Annotated in this window: 12 protein-coding genes; 8 read left to right on the plus strand and 4 right to left on the minus strand. The window is 70.0% G+C overall.

The genetic code is table 11. From position 1 onward, the window contains the following. Window positions 1-47: 47 nt before the first annotated feature. Complete coding sequence (locus MST3598_RS14710) at window positions 48-5588, minus strand: DUF11 domain-containing protein (protein WP_029259974.1); 5541 nt, start codon at window positions 5586-5588, stop codon at window positions 48-50. A 149-nt stretch (window positions 5589-5737) separates the two neighbouring features. On the opposite strand from MST3598_RS14710, the gene MST3598_RS14715 reads away from it, so the two are divergent. The 3 genes from MST3598_RS14715 (at window position 5738) to MST3598_RS14725 (ending at window position 9091) form a co-directional block, all read left to right on the plus strand. Then, the gene (locus tag MST3598_RS14715) at window positions 5738-7021 is read left to right on the plus strand and encodes a M18 family aminopeptidase (protein ID WP_029259973.1); all 1284 of its coding nucleotides are present in this window, start codon (window positions 5738-5740) and stop codon (window positions 7019-7021) included. A 67-nt stretch (window positions 7022-7088) separates the two neighbouring features. Continuing rightward, window positions 7089-8531, plus strand: coding sequence for a purine-cytosine permease family protein (locus tag MST3598_RS14720; protein WP_029259972.1), 1443 nt, complete (start codon window positions 7089-7091; stop codon window positions 8529-8531). Then, the gene (locus MST3598_RS14725) at window positions 8528-9091 is read left to right on the plus strand and encodes a cysteine hydrolase (RefSeq protein WP_029259971.1); all 564 of its coding nucleotides are present in this window, start codon (window positions 8528-8530) and stop codon (window positions 9089-9091) included. Before MST3598_RS14720 ends, MST3598_RS14725 begins: the two co-directional genes overlap by 4 nt. A 15-nt stretch (window positions 9092-9106) precedes the next feature. Here the strand turns inward: MST3598_RS14725 and MST3598_RS14730 are convergent, their stop codons facing one another. Further along, window positions 9107-9817 (minus strand): MBL fold metallo-hydrolase, encoded by a 711-nt coding sequence (locus MST3598_RS14730; RefSeq protein ID WP_029259970.1) that lies wholly within the window; start codon window positions 9815-9817, stop codon window positions 9107-9109. An 82-nt stretch (window positions 9818-9899) separates the two neighbouring features. Between MST3598_RS14730 and MST3598_RS14735 the strand changes: the two genes are divergently transcribed. Continuing rightward, entirely contained in the window at window positions 9900-10424 is a 525-nt protein-coding gene (locus tag MST3598_RS14735) for a TetR/AcrR family transcriptional regulator (protein WP_029259969.1), read from the plus strand. A gap of 69 nt (window positions 10425-10493) precedes the next feature. Here the strand turns inward: MST3598_RS14735 and MST3598_RS14740 are convergent, their stop codons facing one another. Further along, window positions 10494-11867: a pyridoxal phosphate-dependent decarboxylase family protein gene (locus MST3598_RS14740; RefSeq protein ID WP_021201223.1), complete on the minus strand. Its 1374-nt coding sequence runs from the start codon at window positions 11865-11867 to the stop codon at window positions 10494-10496. A 10-nt stretch (window positions 11868-11877) separates the two neighbouring features. Beyond that, window positions 11878-12564 carry a TetR/AcrR family transcriptional regulator gene (locus MST3598_RS14745; protein WP_081860165.1) on the minus strand — a complete coding sequence of 229 codons (687 nt, stop codon included), beginning with the start codon at window positions 12562-12564 and terminating at the stop codon, window positions 11878-11880. A 68-nt stretch (window positions 12565-12632) separates the two neighbouring features. Between MST3598_RS14745 and MST3598_RS14750 the strand changes: the two genes are divergently transcribed. The 4 genes from MST3598_RS14750 (at window position 12633) to MST3598_RS14765 (ending at window position 17253) form a co-directional block, all read left to right on the plus strand. Continuing rightward, window positions 12633-13673: an agmatine deiminase family protein gene (locus MST3598_RS14750; protein ID WP_096359610.1), complete on the plus strand. Its 1041-nt coding sequence runs from the start codon at window positions 12633-12635 to the stop codon at window positions 13671-13673. Next, window positions 13673-15388, plus strand: a complete 1716-nt coding sequence (locus tag MST3598_RS14755; RefSeq protein WP_029259965.1) for an amidase — start codon at window positions 13673-13675, stop codon at window positions 15386-15388. The genes MST3598_RS14750 and MST3598_RS14755 overlap by 1 nt, the downstream gene beginning before the upstream one ends. A gap of 63 nt (window positions 15389-15451) precedes the next feature. Next, on the plus strand, window positions 15452-16303 hold the full coding sequence (locus tag MST3598_RS14760; RefSeq protein WP_029259964.1) for a tryptophan 2,3-dioxygenase: 852 nt from the start codon (window positions 15452-15454) through the stop codon (window positions 16301-16303). Further along, complete coding sequence (locus MST3598_RS14765; protein ID WP_051671166.1) at window positions 16303-17253, plus strand: hypothetical protein; 951 nt, start codon at window positions 16303-16305, stop codon at window positions 17251-17253. Before MST3598_RS14760 ends, MST3598_RS14765 begins: the two co-directional genes overlap by 1 nt. Window position 17254 lies beyond the last annotated feature (1 nt).

Genomic DNA, 17254 nt, shown 5'->3' on the forward strand with positions numbered 1-17254 from the left:
GCCCCGCTCGATCATCGGGCGGGGCGCGTCGTGCGGATGGAGCGGCGTCAGACCTCGACGTCGCGGCGACGCACGCGGGCGATCAGCAGCACCAGGGCCCCGACCGCGAGCAACGCGAGCGCCCAGCCGATTCCGGTGATCACGCCACCCGTGGCGGCGAGCCCGTTCAGGTCGACCGTCGCGGTGGCGGCAGCCGTGACCGTCACGGCCCCGCCGACGCCACTCGCCGTGGCCACGTTGACGACCGTGCTCGCCGCGATGTCCGCCGTGGTGAGGGCGTAGGTCACCGGACCGCAGCTCGCCGTGGCGCCGGGAGCGAGGGCGGGGATCGCGCAGTCGACGACGCCACCCAGCTTCGGGTCGTCGATCTTCACGTTCGTCAGCGTCACCGCTCCCGTGTTGGTGACGGTGAACCGGAAGGCGATGGTGTCGCCCGCGTTCATCTTCCCGTTGCGGTCGGCATCGACGTAGTCGCCGCCGGTCTTCGTCAGGGCGATGGCCGGCTGTGCCACGAGCGGGGTCACCACGGTGTCGGTCGCGACCGGCGGGATCTCCGAGGTGCCGGTTCCCGTGGCGGTGGCCGTGTTCTCGATCTCGCCCGCATCGATCTCGGCCTGCGTGAGCACGGCAGGGGCGCCGGCCGCGCAGACGGTCGACTCACCCGGGGCGAGCTCGGTCGCATCGCACGTGACCGCCGCCCCGAGGCGCGGGTCGCTGACCGTGACGCCTGTGAGGGTCGTCGTGCCCGCGTTCGTCACGGTGAACGTGTACGCGATGGTGTCACCGGCATCCGTGCGTCCGTTGCCGTTGGCATCGACCACGGCTGCCGCGGACTTCAGCAGCGTGATGTCGTCGGTGCCCGCGACGCGCACGTCGGCCTCGTCCTGGGCGTCGGCGCTGCCGTTGCGCGACTGCCCCTCGACGGTGGCCACGTTGTGCACGGTCCCGTCGTCGACGTTCTGCTGCGTGAGCACATAGTCGACCGGCCCGCAGGTGACCTCGTCACCCGGACTCAGCTCGAGACCGTCAAGAGCGGCGCAGTCGACCCTGCCACCCAGCAGTGGGTCGTCGAGGATGATGTCGCGCAGCACCGTCGTGCCGCTGTTGCGGATCGTGAACGTGTAGCCGACCGTGTCACCGGCTCCTGCCCGACCGTCTTCCCCGAGCGCGATCGCTCCCGGGGTCTTGGTCAGCTCGATCGAGCTCGTGCCCGTGATCACGACGTCGGCCGATGCGTCGTCGCTGACCGGACCGAGCGGGCTGGTGCCGGTCGTCGTGGCGGTGTTGCGGACGATCTCGGCCTCGATGTCGGCCTGGGTCAGCGTGTACGTGAACGAGCCACAGTCCGAGGTGCCGCCCGGCGCGAGAGCACCGACCGCGCAGAGGGTTCCCGCACCGAGCATCGGGTCGGTGATCACCACACCCGTGAGGGTGGTGGTGCCGAGGTTGCGCACCGAGAAGGCGTAGTCGACCGTGTCACCGGCACCGATGAAGCCGTCGCCGTCGGCGTCGAGCACGCGCCCGACGTTCTTGAGCAGTTCGATCGCCGCGGTACCGGTGATGTCCACGTCCGCCTGCGCGGTGTCGGTCACCGTGCCGATCGGTGCGTTCGCCGTGACCGCGGCCTCGTTGTGCACGAGCCCGCCGTCGATGTCGGCCTGGGTGAGCGTGTAGGTGATCGGTGTGCAGGAGACCGACTGCCCCGGTGCGAGCGCGATTCCATCGAGCTCGGGGCACGTCACGGTTCCGCCGAGCATCGGGTCGGTGATCACCGCGTCGCGCAGCGTCGTCGTGCCGTTGTTCGTGACGGTGAACGTGTAGTCGATCGTGTCACCGGCTCCGACGGCGGAGTCGCCGTCCACGTCGACCACGGTCGACGGGTTCTTGGCGAGACTGATGCCGTTGGTCGCCGCGATCGTGACGTTCGCCTCGGCATCGTCGGTCGCGGGGCCCTGGGCCGACTGGGCCGTCACCGCGGCGGTGTTGCGCACCGTCCCGGCATCCACGTCCGCCTGCGTGAGCGTGTACGAGACCGGCGCGCAGGTCACCGTGCCGCCCGGTGCCAAGGGTGCGGCGAAGGCCGCGCACGCCACCGCACCGCCGAGCAGCGGGTCGGTGATCGCGGCACTGGTGAGCGTGACGTCGCCGGTGTTGCGGACCGTGAAGGTATAGGCGACCGTGTCACCCGCACCGATGCGTCCGTCGCCGTCGGTGTCGGTCGGAGCGCTGACGCTCTTGACGAGTTCGACCTGCGGCGTTCCCGAGACCGGAACGGTCACCGTCGAGGTGTTGTCGCTCGGGTCGGGGTCAGGAGTGTTCGAGGTCACCGTCGCCGTGTTCGACAGCGTCGCACCCGCGATCGACGGGTCGACCGTGCCGCTCACCGTCGCGGTGAAGGTGGCGCCGACCGCGAGGGTCGGCTGCGTGCACGCGAGCTGCGATCCGGTGACCGTGCACCCGGGGGTGGCGGTCGACGGATTCAGCAGGCCGGCGGGAAGGGCATCGGAGACCGCGACGGCGGAGGCGATGCTCGGCCCGTTGTTGGTCACGACGAGCGTGTAGGTCACGGCGCCGTTGAGAGGAGCCGGGTTCGCCGAGATCGTCTTGACGATCGCGAGGTCGGCGGAGGGCGTGACGGTCACCGACGCGGTGCCGGTGTTGTTCGACGTGTCAGGATCCGGCGTACGCGAACTCGCCGTCGCGGTGTTGGTCAGCTGTCCTTCCGTGTTGACGGTCGCGGTGACGGTGATCGTCTCGGAGTCGCCCGGCAGCAGGGTGCCCACCGTCCAGCGCGCGTCCTCCATCGACCACGTGCCTGTCGACGGCGTGGCTCCGGTGAGCATGAACCCGACGGGGAGCAGCTCGTCGAGCACCACGCCGGCGGCCGCCGACGGACCTTCGTTGGTGACCGTGACCTCGAACGTCGCGGTCCCGCCGAGCGGAACCGTCGGGGTCGAGGTCGTCTTGACGACGCTCACGTCGGCGTTCGGCGCGAGCGTGACGTCGACCGTCGAGGTGTTGTTGTCGGTGTTCGGATCCGGAGTCCCAGAGGTGGTCGTCGCGGTGTTCGACACCACGCCCGTCGCGGTCGTGCTCCACGTGCCCGTGACCTCGATCGCCACCGATCCCCCGGGAGCGATGTCGCCGAGCTCGCACCCGACCGTCCCTCCGACGATCGAGCAGCCCAGTCCGTTGACGACGACGTCGAGGAATCCCGCCGGGAGCGTGTCCGAGACCGAGGCGCCGCGGGCGACGGAGGGCCCCGCGTTCGCAACCCGGAGCGTGTACGTGAAAGAGCTCCCCGGCTCGCCCGTCGTCGGCGCCGTCTTGACGATGCTCAGGTCAGCGCTCTGGACGACCTCGACGTCGACCGAGCTGGAGTTGTTCGTGGTGTCCCGGTCGGCCGCGGGGGCCGCGACGGACGCGGTGTTCGTCACGGTGCCGACGGGTGCATCGGCGTCGACCAGAGCGTGCACGACCACGTTCGACGGTCCCCCGACGAGGAACGACGCCCAGGTGCACATGATCGAACTCGCGGTGGATGTGCACGTCGCGCCGGGCGGGGCGTCGACACCCGTCACCGAGAACCCTTCGGGCACGGTGTCGACGAGCGCCACGTTCACGGCGTCCGACGCACCGAGGTTGCGTACAGCGAGAGTGAAGTCGATCGTGTCGCCGGCCGAGACCTGCGCGGCGGAGGCCGTCTTCACGACGGCCATGTCGGCGATCACATCGGGCTGGAAGCTGGTCGACGAGACGTTGTTCGCCGGGTTCGTGTCGGTCGTGCTGGTCGTCACCGTCGCGGTGTTCTGCAGCACAGCGGTGGCGCCGGGGTTGATCTCCACCACGACGAAGGTTTCGACGGAGCTCGCGCCGGGGGCGAGCGTACCCACCTGGCAGGTGAGCATCGACCCCTGGGCCGTGCACGTGCCCTGGCCGGGATCGGCGCTGATGAAGGTCGTGTCCGGGTCCAGCGGGTCGGTGACCACGACGTTGCGCGCCTCGGACGGCCCGGCGTTGAAGACCGAGAGGGTGTAGGTCACCTGCTCGCCGGCGACCGGCGTGGACGGGGAGAACGTCTTGACGATCGACACGTCGGTCTGGGCGGACATCGTGCTGACGACGCTCGCGGTGTTGTTCGCGAGATTCGGATCGGTGCGGGTGCCCGAGACCGTGGCGGTGTTCGACAACGAGGCCCCGGGGTCGCCCGACGGGGAGAGCGTTCCGGTGATCTTGATCTCGGTGCTCTGCCCGACCGCCATGTCCGGTACGGCGCAGTTCACCGTCGCGGTGACGGTGCACGTCACGTCACCCGAGTCGACCGTGACGTTCGTGATGCCTGCAGGGATGGGGTCGGTGACCGTCACCCCTGTCGCGGTCTGCGGGCCGTTGTTCGTCACACCGATCGTGAACGTCACCGGCTGGCCGGCGACCAGCGGATCCGTGTCGATGCTCTTGGTGATCGCCAGGTCGGCGGCGGCGTTCACAGGGGTCTGGGTCTCCTGGCTGACCGAGGTGCGGTCCTGGCCGACGACGTTGTCGCGGAAGGCGACCCGTGCCTCATTGACGATCGTGGTCGCCGCGGCCGAGACATTGACCTTGGCGTCGAAGGTGTAGCTCGTGCTCGCTCCCACGCCGATGGACCCTCCGGCGGTGGCGGTACCCCCGTCGCCGAGGCGCACCTGCACCGTGCGGCTCCCCGAGGTGTACGAGCCGCGGTCATCGCCGGCGGCGTCGGTGAGGGCGCCCGTGCCCGCTCCGCTGATGATCTTGAGCGAGCCCGGGACGAAGTCGATCCCTGCGGCGAGCACGTCGGACGACACCGACTGCAGCGCCGGGTTCCCGCCGCCGTTGTTCGTGGTGACCGTGTAGCGCAGCGTGTCGCCCACCTCAGCGGTCGTGCCTCCGCGCGTCAGATTGGTCACCGACTTGTTCGTGATGAGACAGGGGCCGGTTCCGAAGGTGATGTCGTCGAGGAAGTTGCCGACGGAAGCGCTGCCACCAGCCGAGCTGACCGCCTCGAAGCCGAAGCGCGTCACCGTCTGACCCGCGGGAACGGTGTACGTGCCGGTGTGCGCGCCCCAGGCCGTGTTCCCGTCGGAGAGGTTGGGGCCGCTCTGCACGAGGGCTCCGGTCGGGGTGCCGATCACGACGCGCATGACGTCGGTCCCGGTGCGCCCGCGGTGCTTGAGCGACCACGACAGCGTCTGGCCCGGCGTCGTCGCCACGTCCTGATAGAGCCGGCTGGGGCTGTTCGCGTTGAGCTCGGCGAACTGCCGCCCCGCGGCGGCGGTGACGCCGTTGAATCCGCTGCTCCACAGCTCGATCTGGTTCAGGCTGTCGTTCGTGAACCACCCGGGGACCTGGTTCTCGTCGGGGAGCGACACCGAGGCGTTCGGGATCACCGGCGCCTCGAACCCGCCGTTGACGAGGGCGACCGTTCCCTGACAGCTGGTCGGGGTCTGCGCCGCCGATGCCGATGTCGGAGCGACCGCTTCGGTGACGACGGTGAGGCCAGCAGCCAGCAGCAGTACCGAAGTCGCCCCCGCGATGGCGCGACGAATGGACAGACGTGGGTGTGCACGCATGTGAAGTTCTCCCCGGTTCACGGAAGAGCCCGAACCGGCATCTCCCCCGCTGGAAGGCTAACCCGGGTGTAGCCGAAAGTGGTAGACCCGCCTTCGGACGAAGTCCCCGACTACGCTCGAAGCACCGCGTTCTCCAGGAAGGTCACGACATGCCCGTCACCCCCGCAGCCCTCGCCCACGCCGAGGACCTCGCCGACTTCGTCGCCGCCTCGCCCTCGAGCTACCACGCGGCGGCCGAGGTCGCTCGACGACTGGAGGAATCCGGGTTCACGCGGCTGCACGAGGAAGACGAATGGCCTCTTCAGCCCGGTGGGCGCTTCGTGGTCGTGCGCGACGGCGCGGCGATCGCCTGGGTCGTGCCGTCGGACGCCGCGACCACCACGCCGGTGCAGATCTTCGGCGCGCACACCGACTCCCCCGGGTTCAAGCTCAAGCCGCAGCCGACCACCGGTTCGCGGGGCTGGCTGCAGGCTGCAGTCGAGGTGTACGGCGGACCGCTGTTGAACTCCTGGCTCGACCGCGAGCTGCGCCTCGCCGGGCGACTGGCGCTGGCCGACGGCCGTGTCGTGCTGGCGGACACCGGCGCCCTGCTGCGCCTGCCGCAGCTCGCGATCCACCTCGATCGCGGCGTCAACAACGGGTTGGCCCTCGACAAGCAGACCGAGACGCAGCCCGTGTGGGGGCTGGGCGACCCGACCGAGGCCGACATCCTCGCCGAACTCGCCGCAGCGGCCGACGTGGCAGCGTCCGAGATCCGCGGATACGACGTGGTCATCGCCGACTCCGCACGCGGCGCGGTGTTCGGCAAGGACGACGCGTTCTTCGCCTCCGGCCGTCTCGACGACCTCGCCTCGGTGCACGCCGGCGTGGTCGCACTCGCGACGCACGAACCGCCCGCGGGCGCACCGATCGCGGTGCTCGCCGCGTTCGACCACGAGGAGCTCGGCTCGGAGTCCCGTTCCGGGGCCGCCGGCCCCTTCCTCGAAGACGTGCTCGAGCGCGTGTACTCGAGGCTGGGCGCCGATGGATCCGCGCGCCGTCAGGCGTATGCCTCGTCGTGGTGCCTGTCGAGCGACGTCGGACACTCGGTGCACCCGAACTATGCCGCCAAGCACGACCCCGTAGTGCAGCCGGTGCTCGGCTCGGGACCGATCCTGAAGATCAACGCCAACCAGCGCTATGCGACGGATGCGATCGGCACGGCGTCATGGCGGAGCTGGTGCGAGCGCGCAGGCGTCGCGACGCAGGAGTTCGTGTCGAACAACAGCGTGCCGTGCGGCTCGACGATCGGCCCGATCACGGCGACCCGCCTCGGCATCCGCACGGTCGACGTGGGCATCCCCATCCTTTCGATGCACTCCGCACGAGAGCTCGCCGGGGTCTCCGACCTGCACGATCTGGCCCGCACCGCGCAGTCGTTCTTCGCCGGCTGAGCACGCGGGCGGATCCGGCCCACGCGAAGTCCGCCCGGCCGCGCCCCCGCAGTGCCAGGATGTGAGCATGACGGACATCAAGCCGGCCCTCATCGAGCGTGCGGGCATCGAGATCATCCCCGAATCCGAGCGCACCGCGAAGCCTCGTGACCTGTTCTGGCCGTGGTTCGCGGCGAACGTCTCGGTGTTCGGCATGTCGTACGGCTCGTTCGTGTTGGGCTTCGGCATCTCGTTCTGGCAGGCGACGCTCGTCTCGATCATCGGCATCGTGGTGTCGTTCCTGCTGTGCGGGCTCATCGCGATCGCCGGCAAGCGCGGCTCGGCGCCCACCATGGTGCTCTCCCGCGCGGCGTTCGGCGTGCAGGGCCAGAAGGTTCCGGGTATCGTCTCGTGGCTGACCTCGATCGGCTGGGAGACGTTCCTCGCGATCATGGCGGTACTCGCCACCGCGACCGTCATCACGCAACTCGGCGGTGACGGCGACAGCATCTGGCTGCGCATCGTCGCGACCGTCATCGTCGCAGCGCTGATCGTGACCGCCTCCGTGCTCGGCTATCACACGATCATGAAGCTGCAGTCGGTGCTCACCTGGATCACCGGCGTGGTCACCGTGGTCTACATCGTCCTCGCGGCGCCGGCGATCGACTTCGCCGCCGTGCTGGCCCGCCCCGACGGCGGTGTCGGTCAGGTGATCGGCGCGCTCGTGATGGTGATGACCGGATTCGGGCTCGGCTGGATCAACATCGCCGCCGACTGGTCGAGGTACCAGAAGCGCACGGCGTCCGACGGGGCGATCGTCGCCTGGAACACGATCGGCGGCTCCGTGGCACCCGTGATCCTCGTGGTGTTCGGCCTGCTGCTCGGCGGCTCCGACGAAGACCTCATGAACGCGATCGCCGCCGACCCGATCGGCGCGCTCGCCTCGATCCTCCCTCCCTGGGTACTCGTGCCGTTCCTGCTGACGGCCGTGCTCGCGCTCGTCTCGGGCGCGGTGCTGGGCATCTACTCCTCCGGGCTCACCCTGCTCAGCCTCGGCATCCGCATCCCGCGCCCGTCGGCGGCCGCGATCGACGGCGTGATCCTCACGCTCGGCACGATCTTCGTGGTGTTCTTCGCGACCGACTTCCTGGGGCCGTTCCAGAGCTTCCTGATCACTCTCGGTGTGCCGCTCGCCTCGTGGGCCGGCATCCTGATCGCCGACATCCTGCGTCGGAAGAAGGACTACGACGAGGAGGCCCTGTTCGATCAGAACGGTCGTTACGGCGCGTGGGACTGGACATCGATCGCTACCCTGGTCGTCACGAGCGTGATCGGTTGGGGCCTGGTCGTGAACAACTTCGCCGAGGATGCCGCGTGGAACAACTGGCAGGGCTACCTGCTGTTCCTCATCGGCGGCAGGGACGGCGAGTGGGCATACGCGAACCTCGGGGTGTTCTTCGCGCTGGTGCTGTCGTTCCTCGTGACCTACGTCGCCAGGGCCGCGAAGATCCGGCGCCAGGAGGCCGTGTGAGCACTCCGGCGGCCGGGGACACCTGGCTCGTGGTGATCGATCCGCAGGCGATCTTCGCCTCGCCGGCGTCTGCGTGGGGTTCACCTTTCTTCGCCGAGGCGATGCCGAGCATCCGCGCCCTGGCGGAGGCGTTCGGCGACCGCGTGCTCGTGACGCGCTGGGTGCCGACCGCCGATCGGTCCACCTCCTGGGGCGACTACTTCGCGGCCTGGCCGTTCGCCGACCAGCCGCCGGGCGACCCGCTGTTCGCCCTGGTGCCCGAAGCGATCGACCTCTCCCCGCATCCGAGCCTCGACCTGCCGACGTTCGGCAAGTGGGGCCCCGAGCTCGAAGCGGTGGTCGGTCGCGGAGGGCGCCTGGTACTCGCCGGGGTCTCGACGGACTGCTGCGTGATCTCGACGGCTCTGGCCGCGGCCGACGCGGGTGCGCACGTCACGATCGCCGCCGATGCCTGCGCCGGCTCGACTGCGGAGAACCACGCGACCGCGCTGCACGTCATGGGACTGTATCCCCCGCAGATCACCGTGAGCGACACCGCCACCGTGCTCGGCAACCGCTGACGGCGGGCGTGGGCCTCAGTCCGAAGCTCGCACGGCGGCGGCGATGTCGGTCGGGGAGCCGTGCCAGGGCGCGCCGTGACCCGGCAGCACCCAGGAGGCCGAGACCGCGGCCAGGCGGTCGAGCGAGGCGAGCGCCTCGTCGGGCTCGTCCGTGAAGGGCGCGCGCTGCGCCCCGGTCCGTCCCGTGAGCACGTGCCGAGTGGTCAGCGCGTCGCCGACGAACACCGCGTCGACGGCCGGCACGTGCACCGCGATGCTCCCCGGCGAGTGGCCGGGCATCCCGATGACGACCGGAGCACCGGGCAGATCCAGCACGTCGCCGTCGCCGACTTCCGTGACGACCGACACGTGATGTGTGCGCAGGGCGTTCTTGCGCAGGCCGTAGGCGAAGAAGCCGAGCGTGGGCCCGATCTTCGCCGGCCCCATCGCGGTCTTCGGCTTCTCCCCGGTGCGCACACGATGGCTGTCGGCCGCATGGATGAACACCGGCACTCCCGCCTCTGTGCGCAGCCGCTCGGCGAAGCCGATGTGATCGCCGTCGCCGTGGGTGAGGACGAGTCCGCGGATGTCGGACAGCGAGCGACCGAGCGCGGCGAGTTCACGCTGCAGATCGTGCCAGTGCCCTGGCAGCCCCGCGTCGATCAGGGTGATGCCCTCGGGCAGGTCGATCAGGTACGAGGCGACGATGTCGTTGCCGAGGCGGTGCAGGTGCGGTGCGAGCTTCATGGCGGATCCTCTCGGGATGATTGCGATGGCTACGTTACGTAGCTATCATGGCTATTGTCAATAGCCATCCAGGGAGGATCCGATGCCGACACCGGAACGCACGTCCACCGACGAGATCGTCGCGGCCGGACGGGAGATCCTCGAGGTCGCGGGACCTTCGGGCCTCACGATGCAGGCGGTCGCGAACAGGGTGGGCGTCCGCGCCCCCTCGCTCTACAAGCGGGTGCGGGACCGGGATGCTCTGCACGCCGCCGTCGCCACCGCGTCGATCGATGCGCTCACGGCGCGGCTCGAAGCCGCGGGCGACGACATCGGTGCGCTCGCTCATGCCTACCGCGACTTCGCGCACGCGCATCCGGAGGGCTTCCGGATCATGTTCACGATCGCGGCTCCGCATGACGCGCTGGAACGTTCGGCGGCACCCCTCATGCGCGCCGCCGCCTCCCTGGTCGGTGACGACGACGCGCTCGACGCCGCCCGTCTGTTCACCGCCTGGGCGACCGGCTTCCTGCAGATGGAGCTGTCCGGAGCGTTCCGGCTCGGCGGCGACGTCGACCGCGCTTTCGAGTACGGCCTGCGTCGACTCATCGCCGGGATGGCCGGCTGAACCGCCACGGGTTCGATCACTGTCGCGCACCGGCATCCGCAGCCGGACTCGCGCACCGGGGCCGCCGGGCTACTTCATCGTGTCGAGGATGCCGACGAGGTCTTCGAACGTGGTGAGGGGATTCAGGATGGCGAAGCGTGTGTTCGGACGCCCGGCATGGGAGCTGGGGACCACGAACGCCCGCTGCGAGTCGAGCAGGGCCGCCGACCATCGGTCGTAGTCGGCACGCTCCCAGCCGTCGCGCTCGAACACCACGATCGACAGCTGCGGGTCTCGCACCAGACGCAGCTCCGGACGTCGGGCGATCTCCGCGGCGATCCGTCGCGTCAGCGCGAGTCCGGCACTCACCGCCTCACGGTAGGCCGTGACCCCATAGGTCGCGACCGAGAACCACATGGGCAGGCCGCGCGGGCGACGCGTCAACTGGATGGAGTAGTCCGAGGGGCTGAACTCGTCGACGTCGGTGAGGATGTCGAGGTATTCGGCATGCTGCGTGTGCGCCCGGCGCCCGCTGTCGGGGTCGCGGTAGATCAGCGCGCAGCAGTCGAACGGTGCGAACAGCCATTTGTGCGGATCGACGATGACCGAGTCGGCGCGCTCGACGCCGGCGAAGATGTGCCGCGCTTCCGGCGCCAGCATCGCGGTGAGGCCGTAGGCACCGTCGATATGCAGCCAGAAATCGAACTCGTCCTTGAGCGCCGCGATCCCCTCGATGTCGTCGACGATGCCGAAGTTGGTCGAGCCGCCGGTCGCGACGACCGCACAGATCTCGTCACCGTGCGCGAGGAGGGCTTCGCGCACGCCCTCCGCACGCAGCACGCCGTCGTCGCCCGCAGGAACCAGCAGCACGTCGGCATCCATCACCTTCGCGGCCGACTTGTTCGAGGAGTGCGCCTCGACGCTGCACAGGATCTTCCATCGGCTCGGCAGCTCCTTGCCGGCCGCGATCAGCCGCGCCTTCGCCGCCTCGCGCGCGGCGACCAGTGCCGAGAGGTTGCCGATCGTGCCGCCCTGCACGAACACTCCGCCCGCGGTCTCTGGCAGCCCGAACTCGCTCGCGAGCCACGACAGCACCTCGTTCTCGGCGTGCACGGCCCCCGCACCCTCGAGCCAGCTGCCGCCGTAGAGTCCGGATGCCGACACGACGAGGTCGAACGCGATCGCCGCCATGGTCGGCGCTGTCGGGATGAACGACAGATACAGCGGGTGGCTCGTGGTCAGGCACGCCGGGGCGAGGACGTGCTCGAACACGCTGAGGGCCCGCGCGGCCCCGAGTCCCGCATCGGTGATCGTGGGCCCGACGAGGCGGTTCAGCTCGGCCTCGGACTGAGGCTTGTCGAGCGGCACGTCGGCGGCGAGCATGCGACGACGCGAGTAGTCGAGCACGGCGTCGACGATCGCCGTCGATTCGGGCGAGGCCGCGTGCATGCGCACAGCATCCATGGGCGTTCCTTTACTTGTCATCAGATCGGGAGTCGGCAGATCGGGAGTCGGCAGATCGGGTGTCGGGCGGTGCGGTGTCGAGCGGTGCGGTGTCGAGCACGGCCGACAGTGCACGCCTGGCCAGGTCGGCGCGGTCGCGGGGCGCCCACTTCACGAGGGAGTGCGCGTTCATTCCGTCGACCATCGCGAGCAGCAGCCACGCGGCCATGTCGGCGCGGCCGGCCGCGATCGCACCGGTCGCCGCGACCCGGGCGAAGATCTGCTCCAGCGCGCTCTGCCACGCGTCCATCTCCTGCCGCACGCGGGCGGCGAGCGCCTCGTTGCGAGCACCGAGCGCCCACGCCTGCACCCAGATCAGGGTGACGTCGTCGCGGTCGGCGTCGAGGAGTGTCTCGATCAGGCGCAGCAGACCGGCCCGCAGCGCGGCGGGGCCGTCGGCGCCATCGAACGCGGCGATCACCTCGTCGCGCTCAGCCGCCACGATCAGCCCGAACACATCGGCGACGAACGCGTCCATCCCCGGCCGGTAGTGCGCCACGAGCGCCGGAGTCACCCCGACGCGAGCGGCGACCGCCCGCACGGTGAGGCTCTCGAGACCACTCTCGCGCGCAAGGCCGATCGCGCCGTCGAGGATCGAGTGATCGCGCTCCTCCGGCGACATCCGGCGAGCGCCCGCACCTGTTGACGTGGTCTTCATCAGGGGTTACCGTAACACCTGTTGATCGCATGTTCAATAGAAGAACCGGCAGCAGCGAGGAGATCACGATGAGCTGGCGCATGCCCACCGAGACCGCACGTCACGAGCGCACCTGGATGGCGTTCCCTGCAGAGGGCGAGACCCTCGGCGACACCGACACGGCGCGCGAAGAGGGCTACGCCACCTGGACCGCCGTCGCCCATGCGGTCGCAGAATTCGAGCCCGTGTCGATGCTGGTCGACCCGAGCGAGGTCGACAGGGCCCGGCGCATGCTCAGCAGCAGCATCGAGATCGTCGAAGCGCCGGTCGACGAGTTCTGGATGCGCGATTCCGGGCCGACGTTCGTGGTCGACGACGACCGGCCGGGAGTGCTCGGTGCGGTCGACTGGATCTTCAACGGCTGGGGTGCGCCGGAATGGGCCGAGTGGCGCAAGGCCGCGCAGCACGCGCGCATCGTCGCCGGCGCCGTCGGGGCGGAGCTCGTGAGCTCCACACTCGTGAACGAGGGCGGCGGCATCCACGTCGACGGCGAGGGCACCGTGCTCCTCACCGAGACCGTGCAGCTCGACCCTCGGCGCAACCCCTACGCCGACAAGCAGCGGATCGAGGCCGAGATGGCCCGCACGATCGGCGCGACCACGGCGATCTGGCTGCCCCGTGGGCTCACTCGCGACTACGACGACTTCGGCACGAACGGCCACGTCGACATCGTCGCCACCATCGTCTCGCCCGGGCGGCTGCTGCTGCACGATCAGCAGAACCCCGAGCACCCCGACCACGCCGTCACCCGTGAGCTGCGCGCCCTGCTCTCGGAGCAGACCGATGCCGCCGGGCGCCGCTTCGAGGTGATCGACCTGCCCGCACCCTCCACGCTGACGGACCAGGAGGGGCCCGTCGACTGGAGCTACGTCAACCACCTGGTCACGAACGACGGCGTGGTGGCGTGCGGCTTCGGCGACGAGAAGGCGGATGCCGCGGCGCGCGCGATCCTCGCCGACGCCTACCCCGGACGCCGGGTCGTCACGGTGGATGCGCGCCCGCTGTTCGACCGCGGCGGAGGGATCCACTGCATCACTCAGCAGCAGCCCGCCCTCGACGGAAGCCACTGATGTTCGACGTGGTGGAGGCATCCATCGCCGAGCTGCGGCGCGCCCTCGAGACCGGCGAGACGACCGCGGTCGAACTCATCGACGCCTACCTCGCGCGCATCGCCGCCTTCGACGCCCCCGGCACGGCTACGGCGCTGAACGCCGTCGTCGTCGCCAACCCGGAGGCCCGTGCCGAGGCGGCGGCATCGGATGCTCGTCGCGCCCGCGGCGAGGCCCTCGGGCCCCTCGACGGCATCCCCTACACAGCGAAGGACAGCTACCTCGTGCGCGGCCTCACCGCCGCCGCGGGAAGTCCCGCTTTCGCGGAGCTCGTGGCCCAGCGCGATGCCTTCACGATCGAGCGGCTGCGTGCGGGCGGAGCCATCTGCCTCGGGCTCACGAACATGCCTCCGATGGCGAACGGCGGCATGCAGCGTGGCGCCTACGGTCGCGCGGAGAGTCCGTACAACGCGGCCTTCCTCACAGCGCCCTTCGCCTCCGGCTCGTCGAACGGCTCCGGCACGGCGACGGCGGCGAGTTTCGCCGCTTTCGGCCTCGGCGAGGAGACCTGGTCGAGCGGCCGGGGCCCCGCGACCAACAACGCGCTGTGCGCCTACACCCCCTCACGCGGCGTGATCTCGACCCGCGGGAACTGGCCTCTCGTGCCGACCATGGACGTCGTGGTGCCGCACACCCGCTCGATGGCCGATCTGCTCGAGGTGCTCGACGTGATCGTCGCCGACGACGCCGAGACCCGCGGCGACTTCTGGCGGGCGCAGCCGTGGGTCGAGCTGCCCGCCGCATCCGCCGTCCGCCCGGAGTCGTATCGCGCCCTCGCCGCGGACACGGCGCGCACGCTCGTCGGTGCACGCATCGGTATCCCCCGCATGTACATCAATGCGGACCCGGATGCCGGCAGCACCGAGAGCCCGGGCATCGGCGGCCCCACCGGCCGGCGCATCGACACACGGGCGAGCATCATCGCGCGCTGGGAGGCCGCCCGCCGCGTCCTCACCGCTGCCGGAGCGACAGTGATCGAGGTCGACTTCCCCGTGGTGTCGAACTACGAGAGAGACCGTCCGGGGGCGCACACCATCGCGACTCGCGGCCTGGTGTCACCCGAGTACCTGCACCGCGAGATCGTCGACCTCTCGGCGTGGGCGTGGGAGGACTTCCTGCAGGCGAACGGCGACCCGGGCCTGCGCTCGCTCGCCGAGGTCGACGGCGCCAGGATCTTCCCGCATCCGGAGGGCGCGCTTCCCGACCGTTACACCGGGTTCGACGACGATATCGCCGAGTATCCGGACTGGGTGCGCCGCCATCCCGACGTCTCATTCAGGGACATGCCCGAGCTCGAAGACGGGCTGCGCGGCCTGGAGGAGACCCGCCGCCGTGACCTCGAGGTGTGGATGGATGTGCTGCGGCTCGACGCCGTGGTCTTCCCCGCGATCGCCGACGTGGGGCCGGCCGACATGGACGTGAACCCGGAATCCGCCGACCTCGGCTGGCGCAACGGCGTGTGGATCGCGAACGGCAACCTCGCGATACGTCACCTCGGCATCCCGACCGTCACCGTGCCGATGGGACTGATGAGCGACATCGACATGCCGATCGGGCTGACATTCGCGGGACGGGCGTACGACGACACGCGACTGCTGCGTTTCGCCTCGGCATTCGAAGCGGCAAGCGGCCCTGGCACGCGTCGCACGCCGCCGACGCGCACCCCCGCGCTCTGAAAGAGCCGCCAGCGTGACATAACACTCCTGTGACGCTCGCCACGATAGTGATATGTTCGGCGCATGCACACCGAGAACGAACGCGCCCTCGAATCCGGTATCGTCACCGACCTCTCGGGGCGGATGACCTACGGCTCGTACCTGGCGCTCGACCAGCTGCTCACCGCGCAGCACCCGGTGAGCGCACCGCAGCACCACGACGAGATGCTGTTCATCATCCAGCACCAGACCACCGAGCTGTGGCTCAAGCAGCTGCTGCATGAGCTGTCCTCCGCTCGCGAGCTGCTCGCCCGCGACGACCTGCGCGAGGCCCTGAAGCGCATCGCCAGGGTCAAGCGCATCCAAGACGTGATGACACAGCAGTGGTCGGTGCTCGCCACGCTCACCCCCACCGAGTACGCACAGTTCCGCGGGGCACTGGGCAACTCGTCGGGCTTCCAGTCCGTGCAGTACCGGGCGGTGGAGTTCGCCCTCGGCAACAAGAACGCGAAGATGCTGAGCGTCTTCGCCGACCACCCCGCCAACCTCGCTCTGCTCACCGCCGAGTGGGAGAAGCCGACCCTGTACGACGAATTCCTGCGTTTCGCCGCCCGCCGTGGGCTGCCCATCCCGAGCTCGATCCTCCAGCGCGACGTGCGCGAGCCGTACCGGGAGACCCCGGAGCTGGTGCCGGCGATCCGCGAGATCTACCAGGATCCGAGCCGGTACTGGGACCTGTACGAGGCGTGCGAAGACCTGGTCGACCTCGAGGACAACTTCCAGTTCTGGCGCTTCCGGCACCTCAAGACCGTCGCCCGGACCATCGGAATGAAGGTCGGCACCGGTGGCTCCAGCGGGGTCGGATTCCTGCAGCGCGCGCTGGACCTGACGTTCTTCCCCGAGCTCTACACCGTGCGCACCGAGATCGGCAGCTGATGAAGGCCGCGACGTTCTTCGACGGGACCGCATGGCGCGAGGGCGTCGTCGAGCTCGCCGACGGGCGCGTGCGGCTGCGCGATGAGCGCCCCACCCCCGACCTCCCCCGCATCCGCGGCGCCATCACCGGCGGATTCACTGACCACCACGTGCACCTGCAGCTCGTCGCGCACGGCCTGCTGGCAGGGTCGCGCCTCGGCCGCGTGATCGACCTCGGCGGCAACCCCCAGGTGCTGAGCCGGCTCGCCGTGCAGGCGGTCGCGATCGACTATGCCGGCGCTTTCCTGACCGCTCCGGGCGGTTACCCCTCCGACCGCGACTGGGCACCGGAGGGCTCCGTCCGCGAGATCACCGACGCGGATTCCGCCGCCGCCGCGGTCGCCGGGATGGCGGCGGCCGGAGCCACCCGCCTCAAGGTCACCAGCAACAGCGCCGCAGGACCGGTGCTCTCCGACGACCTCTTCCGCGCGATCGTGCGGGCGGCCGACGAGCACGGCCTTGCGGTCGTCGCGCATGCCGAAGGGGCGGGCGAAGCGCAGCGCGTCGTGCGTCTCGGCGCCTCCCACCTGGCCCATGCCCCGTTCACGGAGCGCCTCGACGACGCGGAGATCGTGCGCCAGGCGGCCTCGGCCTCGTGGATCTCGACGCTCGCGATCCACGAAGACCCCGAGCGCGCGATCGCGATGGACAACGTGCGTCGCTTCCACGCCGCAGGCGGGACCGTGCTCTACGGCACCGATCTGGGCAACGGGCCGATGCCGGTCGACCTGAACCCGCGCGAGATCGCCGCCCTCCGCGAAGCCGGGCTCGACGACGCCGCCCTCCTGCGCGCACTCGCGCCCGGGGATCCGTTCGACCCCACCTCCGTGCTCCTCCTCTCGGGCGGACCAGCCTCGACCGCCGATCCGCTCGACGCCCGCCCCCTCACCCCCGCAGACCTGAAGGTGTGAC

Origin of the sequence: Microbacterium sp. TPU 3598 (assembly GCF_002356155.1) — a bacterium.
Taxonomy (GTDB): domain Bacteria; phylum Actinomycetota; class Actinomycetes; order Actinomycetales; family Microbacteriaceae; genus Microbacterium; species Microbacterium maritypicum_A.